The organism is Atlantibacter subterraneus, assembly GCF_007570865.1.
Lineage (GTDB): Bacteria > Pseudomonadota > Gammaproteobacteria > Enterobacterales > Enterobacteriaceae > Atlantibacter > Atlantibacter subterraneus.
The window spans coordinates 73,677-85,762 of record NZ_VLPS01000006.1 but is presented as its reverse complement, the minus strand read 5'-3'; the positions used below and the strand labels follow the sequence as shown (position 1 = coordinate 85,762).

At 55.0% G+C, this 12,086-nt stretch carries 10 protein-coding genes; 6 read left to right on the top strand and 4 right to left on the bottom strand.

What is annotated here, in order from left to right:
* The first annotated feature begins 24 nt into the window (after positions 1-24).
* Positions 25-558, top strand: a complete 534-nt coding sequence (locus FND52_RS12330; protein ID WP_167509354.1) for a fimbrial protein — start codon at positions 25-27, stop codon at positions 556-558.
* Between the two features lie 101 nt (positions 559-659).
* Here the strand turns inward: FND52_RS12330 and FND52_RS12325 are convergent, their stop codons facing one another.
* Together FND52_RS12325 and FND52_RS12320 are read right to left on the bottom strand one after the other, a co-directional pair.
* Positions 660-1,391 (bottom strand): response regulator, encoded by a 732-nt coding sequence (locus tag FND52_RS12325; RefSeq protein ID WP_125294716.1) that lies wholly within the window; start codon positions 1,389-1,391, stop codon positions 660-662.
* A 171-nt stretch (positions 1,392-1,562) separates the two neighbouring features.
* The gene (locus FND52_RS12320; RefSeq protein ID WP_144131091.1) at positions 1,563-2,666 is read right to left on the bottom strand and encodes a glycerol dehydrogenase; all 1,104 of its coding nucleotides are present in this window, start codon (positions 2,664-2,666) and stop codon (positions 1,563-1,565) included.
* Positions 2,667-3,000: 334 nt separating this feature from the next.
* Between FND52_RS12320 and FND52_RS12315 the strand changes: the two genes are divergently transcribed.
* From FND52_RS12315 to FND52_RS12305, 3 genes are read left to right on the top strand one after another with little or no spacing between them, the layout of a single operon-like run.
* Complete coding sequence (locus FND52_RS12315; protein WP_125294718.1) at positions 3,001-4,332, top strand: MFS transporter; 1,332 nt, start codon at positions 3,001-3,003, stop codon at positions 4,330-4,332.
* Positions 4,329-6,044 carry a dihydroxy-acid dehydratase gene (ilvD, locus tag FND52_RS12310; RefSeq protein ID WP_144131089.1) on the top strand — a complete coding sequence of 572 codons (1,716 nt, stop codon included), beginning with the start codon at positions 4,329-4,331 and terminating at the stop codon, positions 6,042-6,044. The genes FND52_RS12315 and ilvD overlap by 4 nt, the downstream gene beginning before the upstream one ends.
* Before the next feature lie 50 nt (positions 6,045-6,094).
* A complete protein-coding gene (locus tag FND52_RS12305) occupies positions 6,095-7,000 on the top strand; it encodes a dihydrodipicolinate synthase family protein (RefSeq protein ID WP_144131087.1) in 906 nt (301 codons plus the stop codon).
* A gap of 40 nt (positions 7,001-7,040) precedes the next feature.
* On the opposite strand, the gene FND52_RS12300 is transcribed toward FND52_RS12305, so the two are convergent.
* Together FND52_RS12300 and gltP are read right to left on the bottom strand one after the other, a co-directional pair.
* Complete coding sequence (locus FND52_RS12300) at positions 7,041-7,796, bottom strand: IclR family transcriptional regulator (RefSeq protein ID WP_144131085.1); 756 nt, start codon at positions 7,794-7,796, stop codon at positions 7,041-7,043.
* 139 nt (positions 7,797-7,935) lie between these two features.
* Positions 7,936-9,249 (bottom strand): glutamate/aspartate:proton symporter GltP, encoded by a 1,314-nt coding sequence (gene gltP, locus FND52_RS12295; protein ID WP_125294722.1) that lies wholly within the window; start codon positions 9,247-9,249, stop codon positions 7,936-7,938.
* A 424-nt stretch (positions 9,250-9,673) separates the two neighbouring features.
* Between gltP and acs the strand changes: the two genes are divergently transcribed.
* Both acs and FND52_RS12285 read left to right on the top strand, forming a co-directional pair.
* Entirely contained in the window at positions 9,674-11,632 is a 1,959-nt protein-coding gene (gene acs, locus FND52_RS12290; RefSeq protein WP_144131083.1) for an acetate--CoA ligase, read from the top strand.
* 139 nt (positions 11,633-11,771) lie between these two features.
* Positions 11,772-12,086, top strand: coding sequence for a DUF485 domain-containing protein (locus FND52_RS12285; RefSeq protein WP_125294724.1), 315 nt, complete (start codon positions 11,772-11,774; stop codon positions 12,084-12,086).

The following is a 12,086-nucleotide window of genomic DNA, read 5'->3' as shown; positions in this document are numbered from 1 at the left end:
GAAATTAACATAAGAGGAAATATTATGAAAAAGGCATTAATGGCAGTTGCAGTTTCCGCAATGTTTGCAACCGGTGCATCTCTGGCAGATACCAATACACCTGCTACGTTGTCTATTACCGGTACAGTCACTGATAGCACCATTCCAGTAGCATGCGGCGTCTCTCTGAATACCGCCTCTGTTAACCTGACGGGTATGGTTTCCAGCATGAAAACTCAGGGCCAGAATGTATCAGGCGGTACACTTGTGAGCATGAGCGTAACTGGCGGCGCGCAGTGCGATCAGTTAGTTAATAATTACGGTCTTGCTTATAAGTTTGTTGGTACACCAGATAACGCTGACGGCACCGTGCTGGCAAATACCGCGACGGGTGATACTGCCGCAGCTGGCGTAGGCGTGGGTGTATTTAGCGTCACTGGCGCAACGTATTCTCTTGGCGCGAACCACAATGCTAAAGATACTCACGGCTTCTCTCTGGCCCTGGTGAAACTGAACGGCCAGACCGCAACCGCCGGTAACGTTCAGAGCACGCTGACTGTCCAGCTGGATCGTCTGTAATTATTGGCAAATCTGCAAGCATAACCGCCAGATAGACCTACGTTTATTGGCGCGGTAAGCAAGGCCTGGGCCTGAGATAATCCCGCTCAGGCCTTTTTGTTCTATGCCGCCCGCTCCGCCGTAATCACATCCGCAGAAAATACGTATCCCACCCCGCGAATGGTGCGGATTAACGCCGGTTGATGCGGGTTAGTCTCTATTTTGCGCCGCAGGCGCATCACCAGCACATCAATGGTGCGATCGAACACCTCGGTGGTTTCACTGTGGGTCAATTCCAGCAGTTGTTCGCGGCTGAGTACCCGCCGGGCATTTTGCACCAGCGCCAGCAACAGACCGTATTCGCCCTGGGTTAACTCCACCGGTTGCTGCCTGGCGTCAGTCAGCGTGCAACGCCCGGTATCCAGGCTCCAGCCGTTAAACACGATCCCCTTGCCCTGCACCGCCGGTGCCTCGGCATTCAGCACGCCGCTACGTCGCAACACCGCTTTCACGCGGGCGATCACTACCCGTGGGTTAAAGGGTTTGGCGATATAATCATCCGCCCCCATTTCCAGGCCGACCACCACATCAGACTCACTGCCCAGGCCGGTAAGCATAATCACCGGCAATGAAGGATGCTGGCGCTGGATCTGCTGCAGCACCATCAGGCCATTAATATCCGGCAGCATCATATCCAGCAGCACTAACGCGATGTCAGGCTGCGCCGCTAACGTCGCCAGCGCGCTGTTTCCGGTATAGCAGGCATGAACATCAAAAACATGCTCGCTAAATGCATCCCGTAACACATCGCAAATGGCGGGATCGTCATCCACCACCATGATGGCAGGTTTCATCTTTATTCTCCGCAGGGATGAATAGCTAACAATGAGTGTGGGCGATTGTACGGATCGATGCCTGAAAAAGCCCTGCAGGGATGTCGAAAATCTAATCAATATCACAGGGATGAATAATAAGCGGGCGTGATGAATTTACGGCACGCCCGCTTATCATGTCGGGGAGGGAAATTACTGACGTTGCGCTTTACGCGCCCGGCCTACGGCATCGGCGGCGCGCATGGCTGCCAGCACCGTTTCCGGCGTCACCTTATAAGGTTCGTTATGCATGGTTTCGCCTGGCATGCAGGAGGCTTTCGCGGCTTCCAGCAGATCGCTGTCGCTCACATCCGCGAGGCCGATATCCGCCAAGGTCACAGGCAGGCCAACGTCTTCGCAGAACTGATAAACCTGATCAATCAATTCAGGCGCGCGATCGGTGAGCATCAGCATCGCCAGGGTGCCAAACGCCACTTTCTCACCGTGCCAGTAGGCATGGGTTTGCGGCAGGACCGTCAAGCCGTTGTGAATGGCGTGCGCTGCCGCCAGGCCGCCGCTTTCAAAACCGAGGCCGGACAATAACGTATTGGCTTCGATCACATGCTCCAGCGCTGGCGTTACCTGATGCTGTTCGCAAGCCAGTTTCGCCAGGCGGCCATAGCGCATCAGCGTGTCATAGCAAAAACGCGCCAGCTCGAAGGCCGTCATCGGGCCGGGGCGCGCGGTCATGTTACCCGCCCCTTTGATACGGCAATCTTCTGCTTCAAACCACGTCGCCAACGCATCGCCCATGCCCGAAACCAGGAAGCGCACCGGCGCGGCGGCGATAATAGCGCTGTCCACCAGCACCAGATCGGGGTTACGCGGGACCATGAGATAGCGTTTAAATTCGCCTTCAGCGGTATAAATCACCACCAGCGAACTACAGGGCGCATCGGTAGAGGCTAAGGTCGGGACGATAGCAACAGGTGATTTCAAATTCGCGCCGGTGGCTTTGGCGGTATCCAGCGTTTTACCGCCGCCCATCCCGACAATCACGCTGGCGCCCATTCCCAACGCTTTATCAGAAATGCGCGCGATTTCTTCATCACTGCACTCGCTATTAAACACTTCGATTTCATACTCAATCACCCCGGCGAGCGCCGTTTCAACTGGCGCGCGGTGCAATTGATGCACGACCGGATCCATCAGGATCAGCGCCTTATGCCCGAGTAAAGCCAGTTCCTGAGGTAAATGAGACGTTAGTGCCCCTTTGCCTTGCACATAGCGCGCCGGGAAAATTGCCGTCGTTACCATAACTATTTCTCCATAATTTGTTCTTTATATAGAACTAATGTTCACCTAATAGAATTAAACACCGAAATAACCCTGACCGCAATATGGGCATGTCGCGAAACGCTATCCTGTGATCGGCGACTCAAAATCGGCTCAATCGCAGCAAAATGAGATTTCTTCTCATGCAGATAGCTAACGGCTTTCATTAACCGCCACTTTATGAAGCTAATCACAAAACAAGCCCTTCGTTTTTCCAGGGAATTGACGTTACTGATTCCCGGCGCGATGATATCCATATACAGAACAATAGTTCCACATATAGAACAATCATATCTCTTACCATAGGGAAGGAAAAATGAGTACAGAACTGAGTAAACCGACAACGAGGGGGCGCTGGCTGCATATCATCCCGGCCACCATTCTCGTGTACATCGTGGCCTACATGGACAGGACCAATATCGCCATCGGGATCGCAGGCGGTATGGAAGAAGATCTCGGCATGACCGCCTCGTTCGCCGGTCTGGTCGCCGGGATCTTCTTTATTGGTTATATCTTCCTGCAGATCCCCGGCGGGCAAATCGCCGAGCGCTTAAGTGCCAAAAAGCTTATCGCCTGGACTATCGTTGCCTGGGGCGGTTTTGCGCTATTAACGGGCTTTGTCCAGACTCCCACGCAGCTGCTGATGATTCGCTTTATCCTCGGCGTGGCAGAAGGCGCAGTTTACCCGGCAATTCTGGCGCTGATCGGCCACTGGTTCCCGAATGAAGAACGCGCCCGCGCCATCGCCTATTTCCAGATGAACCTGGCCGTTGCGTCAATTATCACCGGACCGCTTTCCGGCTGGTTGATCGAAGTCTACGGCTGGCGCGAAATGTTCATTATTGAAGGGCTACTGTCGCTCGGCCTGCTGTTTGTCTGGCTGCCGCTGGTGTCTGACCATCCGCATCAGGCGAAATGGCTGGATCCGCAGGAGCGCGCCTGGATCGAACGTAAACTGGAAGAAGATCGCGCGTTGAGTATTGCCGGCGAGAAAAGCAGTATCCGCAGCGTGCTGCGCAGCGTGAACCTGTGGAAACTGATCGGCATCTATTTCTTTGTGCAGGTGGGTTTCTACGGCTTCGCCCTGTGGATGCCGAAACTGATTAAAGAATTAACCGGCAGCGGCATGACCACCGTCGGCTTGCTCACCGCCGCGCCGTATATTTTGTGCATCGTCGGCCAGTTCTATATCGCCAAATGGTGCGATAAAACCATGAACCGCCGTCTGTATACTGCGATCCCGCTGATTGGTTTCGCCATCTGCCTCGCACTCTCCTTAATTCTCAAAGACAACGTCTGGCTGGCCTACGGCATGATGGTGATCTGCGGCTTCTTCCTGCAAGCCTACGCGGGCCCATTCTGGACGCTGCCGCCGCTGCTGTTCGCGCCGAATGTGTTGGGCGGCGTGCGCGGCACCATCAACGCCCTCGGCAACATCGGCGGCTTTATCGGGCCGTATCTGGTCGGGCTGCTGACCGTCACGTTCTCACAAACCGCCGGGATGACCGTACTGGTCGCCGCATTGCTTATCGCTGTTGCGTTGCTGTTCAGTTTGCCATCGGTGACCGCGCGTCCTGCCGGTACGCCAGGTTCCAATAGCAAACCGACCGCCACAGCGTCACTTAAACAGGAAGGAATCGCCAAATGAGCCAGAAATGCCAAACCGCCCGCGACCTGTGGTCGCAGCTGGACGCCCTGCGTCTGGGGATGAATTACACCAAAGAGGACGTTAATAAACTTCAGGTACTGGTGGATGACTGCTACGGGGAGAGCCATCCCGGCAGTTTCCATCTCAACCAGCTCGGCGACGAAGCGGTAATGGGCGTGCACGAAGCGGGCGGCCGCGCGGTGCGCCATCACGTGACCGATATTTGCGACGGCTGGGGCCAGGGCCATGACGGGATGAACTACATTCTGGCGTCCCGCGAGGCTATCGCCAATATGGTAGAAATCCACGCCTCGGTGGTGCCTTATGACGCTGGCGTGCTGATCTCCAGCTGCGATAAGTCGATTCCGGCGCATTTAATCGCCGCCGCGCGCCTGAATATGCCGCTGGTGCATATCCCCGGCGGGTCCATGCGCCCTGCGCCGAATATGAGCACGTCGGATCTTGGCGGCATCACCGCGAAGCTGAAAAAAGGCGAGATCGGCGTTCAGCAGGTTGAAGCCATGCAGCAGTGCGGCTGCCCGACGGCGGGAGCCTGCCAGTTTATGGGCACCGCCAGCACCATGCAGTGTATGTCGGAAGCGCTTGGTCTGGCTTTGCCGGGCAGCGCGCTGCAACCGTCAACCATGGCAGAAATCCGTCGCGGCGCGCGTGCGGCGGGTCATCAGGCGCTGCATCTGGCGTCTAAAAATATCACCACCCACAAAATCCTCACGCCTGCGGCGTTTGAGAACGCCATTAAGGTTCACGCGGCGATTGGCGGCAGCACCAATGCGATGATCCACCTGCCTGCGGTGGCGCACGAGCTGGGCTGGGAGTTAAAACCGGAGCTGTTCGATCACATCAATAATGAAATCCCGTACCTGACCAACATCCAGCCGAGCGGCCAGTATGTCACCGAGATGCTGTGGTTCGCGGGCGGTATTCCGCTGGTGCAGTGGTATCTGCGCGATTATCTGGATCTGGATGTGCTGACGGTGACGGGCCGCACCCTGGGCGATAACCTGGAAATGATGCACCAGTCCGGCTTCTTTACCCGCAACCACGGCTACCTGAACAACTACAAAGTCAGCCCGGACGACGTGCTGCGCAAGCCGGAGCAGGCCACCAAAAAAGGCTCGATTGCGGTACTGAAAGGCAATATCGCCCCGGAAGGCGCGGTGATCAAATACGCCGCCTGCTCCCCGGATATGCATCACCACGTCGGCCCGGCACGGGTATTTAACTCTGAAGAAGATGCCCAGCAGGCGATTATTCACAACCGTATCGAGCCCGGCGATGTGATTTTCATTCGCTACGAAGGGCCGAAAGGCTCCGGCGCGCCGGAAATGCTGATGACCACCGATGCCATCGTGTATGACCAACGGCTGGACGGCAAAGTGGCGCTGATCACCGATGGCCGTTTCTCCGGCGCGACCAGCGGCCCGTGCGTGGGGCATGTTTCACCGGAAGCGGCAGACGGCGGGCCGATTGCGCTGGTGGAAGATGGCGACCTGATCGAAATGGACGTCAAAGGCCGCAAGCTCAATATCGTCGGCATTAATGGCAAACGTAAAACTGAGCAGGAAGTCGCCGATTGTCTGAAAGAACGCCGCATTCACTGGACCAAACCGGATTACTCGAATCGCCGCGGCGTCTTTAAGCAATTCACCTCTCACGCCACCTCGCTGATGGCGGGTGCCTGGATTAAGTAACTCTTTCGGTGGGCCTGTTCGCAGGCCCCCCTACTTGCAAGGAATTTTTTATGACAAATACGAGCAAATTTCGCGGGGTGTTCCCGCCTGTCCCGACAATTGTTGATGCTCAGGGAGAACTGGATAAAGCGGGTATGGCGACATTACTGGATCATCTGATCGCCAGTAAGGTTGATGGCGTACTGCTGCTGGGCAGCGGCGGCGAATTCTGTCATATGACCCAAAAACAGCGGATGGAAACAGCTGAGTTTTGCGTGCGCCATATTAATGGCCGCATTCCGGTGTTATTGGGTATCAGCAGTACCTGCACGCAAGAGGTGATCGAACTGGGCCGCCATGCCGATAAGCTGGAAGTGGACGCGGTGCTGGTGTTGAACCCTTATTACGCCAAATTAACCGACGAGTATATTTATAACCATTTTAAAACCGTGGCGGAGAATATTCGCACCCCGGTATTAATTTATAATTTCCCGGCTTTAACCGGCCAGGATATTAGCGTGGATTTACTCACCAGACTGGCGCGCGATATACCCAATATTATTGGGATTAAAGATACCGTTGATAATATTAGCCACATCAGGGAAATCATTAATCACGTGCGTCCGGTGCGCGCCGATTTCGTCATATTCTCTGGTTATGACGAATACATGATGGACACGCTGATCATGGGCGGCAACGGCGGCATTCCGGCTACCGCTAACTTCGCGCCGCAAATTACCTGCGGGATTTACCGCGCCTGGTGCGCAAAAGAGTACGAAACCATGTTTGGTCTGCAGCGCCAGCTGTCGGCGCTGTCGACAATTTACAGCCTGGATACCCCGTTCTTCGGCATCATCAAGAAGGCGATCCAACTAAGCGGCGTGAATATCTCAACCCACGTGATGCCGCCGGTACTGCCTGCCAACGAAGGGCATATCGCGCAACTTGAAAAGGTACTGAAGCGCGCGGGGCTGTAACGGGTATAAAGAGCAAAGCGGGCTTGATGCCCGCTTTCGTTTAATGCAGTAAATGGGTCAGACGGCGGCTGGCGTCCATCATTAACGTCGCCAGGCTTTCCCGCTTATCGTCCGGGATCTGGAACGCGACGCCCGATGCGCTCAGCGCGGCAACCACCTTCCCCTGATGATTGAACACCGGCACCGCAATACAGCGCACGCCCTGGCAATCTTCTTCATTATCATACCCCCAACCGCGACGGCGAATGCCCGCCAGCTCCTGCTTCAGGATGTTGATATCGGTAATGGTGGTCTCGGTAAAGCGTGGCAGAAGCTGGTCTTCCGGCAGCAGCTCATCCAGATCTTCACTGTTCAGCCAGGCGATAAGCACTTTCCCCAACCCGGAGCTGTGCAGCGACAGGCGCTTGCCTTCCCAGCTGCGGATCACGATGGCCTGCGGGCTTTCCAGCTTCAGCAGGTAAATCGGCGACGCGCCTTCCAGCACGCCGAGATGGCAGGTTAAGCCGGTAGAATCGCGGATTTCTTCGAGGATCGGCAGGGCAATCTTTTTGATGTCGTACTGTTCCGATGCCTTGTTGCCCAGCTCATACAGGCGCAAGCCAAGGTAATACTTGTCTTTTTCCTGACGCAGCAAGCCGTGGGTCACCATGCCGTTGAGTAAGGATGACGTGCTGCTTTTGGCAATGCCGGAATGCTGATGGATTTGAGTAAACGTCGCGCCATCGCACTCCAGCAGGTAGTCGAACACGCGCATAATCTTGTCGAGGGCCGGAATCGATGTGGTTACTTTTTTCATAATATTATCAATTAATTATAAATAACTCTTTGAATATCATACACCACTCGCCCGGTTTATTTCCATACGAATGCCAGGCCTGTAAATGCAAAAAGGGCCAGCGTGGCGTTCGCTGGCCCTTTTAATTCAGCGTAATCCGTTAAGAATTCGCCGTTTCGTCAAATTTGCCCAGCATTTCCCGCTCATAGGCCTGGGCCTTTTTGCGGTCAAAGCGGTGTTCCCACTTGGCAATAACCAGTACCGCCAGCGCGTTGCCCACCACGTTCAGCGCGGTGCGCGCCATGTCGAGAATACGGTCGACGCCGGCAATAAACGCCAGCCCTTCCAGCGGAATGCCCACGCTGCCCAGCGTTGCCAGCAGCACCACGAACGAGACGCCCGGCACGCCTGCAATCCCTTTCGAGGTCACCATCAGGGTCAGCACCAGAATAATTTCCTGGCCGAGGGAGAGCTCAATGCCGTACAGCTGAGCGATAAAGATCGCGGCGATACTCTGGTACAGCGTCGAGCCATCAAGATTAAAGGAGTAGCCGGTCGGCACCACGAAGCTGGTGATCGACGCTGGCGCGCCATAGGCTTCCATCTTCTCAATAATACGTGGCAGTACGCTTTCGGAACTGGCGGTGGAGTACGCCAGAATCAGCTCATCCTTCAGGATGCGGATCAGGATCATGATGCGCAGCCCGCATATCCGCGCCACCGTGCCCAGCACCACCAGCGCGAAAAACAGGATGGCCATATAAACCAGGATCACCAGCTTGGCGAGCGGCCACAGCGAGGCGAAACCAAAGTTAGCCACCGTCACCGAAATCAGCGCGAACACCCCCACCGGCGCATAGCGCATTACCATGTGGGTCACTTTAAACATGGTTTCGGAGATGGAGCGGAACACGGTCACCAGCGGCTCACGATGCGTTGACGGCAGTGAGGAAAGCCCCAGACCAAACAGCACCGAGAAGAAAATAATCGGCAGCATATCGCCCTTCGCCATCGACGCCACAATATTGGTCGGGACCAGCGAAAGGATGGTGCCCATCAGGCCATGAGAGTGGCTCTGTACCTGTTCCGTGGTTTGTTGGTATTTGGAGATATCCACGGCGGCGAGCTGGGACATATCGATCCCATGGCCCGGCTGAAACACATTCGCCAGCGTGATCCCGAGGATAATCGCCACGGTGGTGATCACTTCAAAATAGATAATGGTTTTCGCGCCGATACGTCCGAGCTGTTTCGCATCGCCAACACCGGCAATACCCACCACCAGGGTGGAGATCACAATCGGCACGACAATCATTTTGATCAGGTGAATGAAGATATCACCTGCAGGAGAAAGCAGATTACTGACCAACCATTCGCGGCTATCGGCGTGGTAGTGCAGATAGCTGCCCAGAAGAATGCCTAGCACCAGCGCAAGCAAAATTTGCCAGGCCAGGCTTATCTTTTTGTTTTTCATAACACTTAACTTCCTGAATCAAGAGGGCCATTCCCATGTGTGTCAGTATGAGAAGGTCACAAACTGAAAGGGGTATGACAAACGTTGGGTCTGTTATGGGGTTTTTTAACGCGCATAATGAGTACCATTTGTACGCCATGCTACGCAACCCTTGAGGAACAGGCACATTCACTGATTTTTTGATTCAAACCATATTTTTATATCAGTATCCATTCATAACGTTTTGTTATAGATGAATTTTCCGAATCCCAATTTCCAAAAATATATTTCCTTAATTTTTTTCTCCCGCGGAATCGTTTGAGCAAATTTCGGCCATTTTTTTTATTCGTGATCTGCCGCGCAAATAATAAACAAAGCTGCTAAAGCCCCTACAATTAACGTTTGCGTGACATATTATTAACAACCTTCAAGGAGAAAAAAAGCCATGAGCCAAATACACAAACACGCTATTCCCGCAAACATTGCGGAACATTGCCTGATTAATCCGGAGCAGTACGAGGCTAAATATCAGCAATCTATTCACGATCCTGACGCGTTCTGGGGTGAACAGGGCAAAATCCTTGACTGGATCAAGCCTTATCAGAAAGTTAAAAACACCTCCTTCGCACCCGGCAACGTGTCGATTAAATGGTTTGAAGACGGCGCCCTGAATTTAGCGGCGAACTGCCTTGACCGTCACCTTGCGGAAAACGGCGATCGCACCGCGATTATCTGGGAAGGCGATGACGCTACCCAGAGCAAAAACATCACTTACCGCGAACTGCATCGCGACGTTTGTCGCTTCGCGAACACCCTTGTCGACCTGGGCATTAAGAAAGGCGATGTGGTAGCTATCTATATGCCGATGGTGCCGGAAGCTGCGGTGGCGATGCTGGCCTGCGCGCGCATTGGCGCGGTGCACTCGGTGATTTTCGGCGGTTTCTCCCCGGAAGCAGTAGCCGGACGTATTATCGATTCCAGTTCACGTCTGGTGATCACCGCCGATGAAGGCATTCGCGCGGGCCGCACTATCCCTCTGAAGAAAAATGTTGATGACGCGCTGAAAAATCCTGGCGTGAAAACCATTGAGCACGTGATTGTACTCAAGCGTACTGGCGCAAATATCGACTGGTCTGAAGGCCGCGACCTGTGGTGGAACGAGCTGGTTGAAAAAGCCAGCGCCCACCACCAGCCGGTAGAAGTGAACGCGGAAGATCCGCTGTTTATCCTTTATACCTCCGGCTCAACCGGTAAACCTAAAGGCGTATTGCACACCACCGGCGGTTACCTGGTGTACGCCGCCACCACCTTTAAATACGTGTTCGACTATAAGCCAGGCGACATTTACTGGTGTACGGCGGACGTGGGTTGGGTTACCGGTCACAGTTACCTGCTGTATGGCCCGCTGGCCTGCGGCGCGACCACGCTGATGTTTGAAGGCGTGCCGAACTGGCCCGCGCCGAACCGCATGGCGCAGGTGGTCGATAAGCATAAAGTCAATATTCTCTACACCGCGCCGACGGCGATCCGCGCCCTGATGGCGGAAGGCGATAAAGCAATTGAAGGCACCGATCGCTCCTCACTGCGCATTCTGGGTTCGGTTGGCGAGCCGATTAACCCGGAAGCCTGGGAGTGGTACTGGAAGAAAATCGGCAATGAGAAATGCCCGGTGGTAGACACCTGGTGGCAGACCGAAACCGGCGGCTTCATGATCACCCCGCTGCCTGGCGCGACCGAGCTGAAAGCCGGTTCGGCGACCCGCCCATTCTTTGGCGTGCAACCGGCGCTGGTGGATAACGAAGGCCAGCCGCTGACGGGCGCAACCGAAGGCAACCTGGTGATCACCGATTCCTGGCCGGGCCAGGCGCGTACCCTGTTTGGCGATCACGAGCGCTTCGAGCAGACCTATTTCTCGACCTTCAAAAATATGTACTTCAGCGGCGACGGCGCGCGTCGTGATGAGGACGGCTACTACTGGATCACCGGTCGCGTGGATGATGTGCTGAACGTATCCGGCCATCGCCTGGGCACCGCAGAGATCGAGTCGGCACTGGTGTCGCATCCGAAAATCGCCGAGGCCGCCGTAGTGGGCATTCCGCACAACATTAAAGGCCAGGCGATTTACGCTTACGTGACGCTGAATCACGGCGAAGAACCCACCGCACAACTGTATACCGAAGTGCGCAACTGGGTGCGTAAAGAGATTGGCCCGCTGGCGACGCCGGATATCCTGCACTGGACCGACTCGCTGCCGAAAACCCGCTCCGGCAAAATCATGCGCCGCATTCTGCGTAAGATCGCCGCGGGCGATACCAGTAACTTCGGCGATACCTCGACCCTCGCCGATCCGGGTGTGGTGGAAAAACTGCTCGAAGAGAAGCAGTCCATCACCATGCCGTCATAACGTCTCACCATAAACCCTCTCCCCGGCCGGGGAGAGGGAAACCATAACAACCTGTACCCTACCCCTCCCAAGGATTTCACGTTGCGGCCAGCACGCTGCGGCGCGAAAAACGCGGGGGAACACCTCTGGAGACTCTGTGATGAATGAACCAATTTATCAACGGATAGAAGGTAATGCGCATTTCAGGGAGTTAGTTGAAAAACGGCAACGGTTTGCCACCATTCTGTCCCTTATCGTGCTGGTGATTTACGTGAGCTTTATTCTGCTCATCGCCTTTGCGCCCGGCTGGCTGGGTACGCCGTTACATCCGGGCACCAGCGTCACGCGCGGGATCCCTATCGGCGTAGGCGTCATCCTGATCTCTTTCTTTTTGACGGGTGTGTATGTCTGGCGGGCAAACAGTGAATTTGACCGTCTCAATAAAGCCGTGATGCACGAGGTGAAGGCATTATGA

What these genes read in the sequence shown, in the direction of transcription:
- gltP (WP_125294722.1), bottom strand. Translation starts at nt 9,249, where the DNA reads ATGAAAAACAAAAAGATAAGCCTGGCCTGGCAAATTTTGCTTGCGCTG.
- ilvD (WP_144131089.1), top strand. Translation starts at nt 4,329, where the DNA reads ATGAGCCAGAAATGCCAAACCGCCCGCGACCTGTGGTCGCAGCTGGAC.
- FND52_RS12305 (WP_144131087.1), top strand. Translation starts at nt 6,095, where the DNA reads ATGACAAATACGAGCAAATTTCGCGGGGTGTTCCCGCCTGTCCCGACA.
- FND52_RS12300 (WP_144131085.1), bottom strand. Translation starts at nt 7,796, where the DNA reads ATGAAAAAAGTAACCACATCGATTCCGGCCCTCGACAAGATTATGCGC.
- FND52_RS12285 (WP_125294724.1), top strand. Translation starts at nt 11,772, where the DNA reads ATGAATGAACCAATTTATCAACGGATAGAAGGTAATGCGCATTTCAGG.
- FND52_RS12330 (WP_167509354.1), top strand. Translation starts at nt 25, where the DNA reads ATGAAAAAGGCATTAATGGCAGTTGCAGTTTCCGCAATGTTTGCAACC.
- acs (WP_144131083.1), top strand. Translation starts at nt 9,674, where the DNA reads ATGAGCCAAATACACAAACACGCTATTCCCGCAAACATTGCGGAACAT.
- FND52_RS12320 (WP_144131091.1), bottom strand. Translation starts at nt 2,666, where the DNA reads ATGGTAACGACGGCAATTTTCCCGGCGCGCTATGTGCAAGGCAAAGGG.
- FND52_RS12315 (WP_125294718.1), top strand. Translation starts at nt 3,001, where the DNA reads ATGAGTACAGAACTGAGTAAACCGACAACGAGGGGGCGCTGGCTGCAT.
- FND52_RS12325 (WP_125294716.1), bottom strand. Translation starts at nt 1,391, where the DNA reads ATGAAACCTGCCATCATGGTGGTGGATGACGATCCCGCCATTTGCGAT.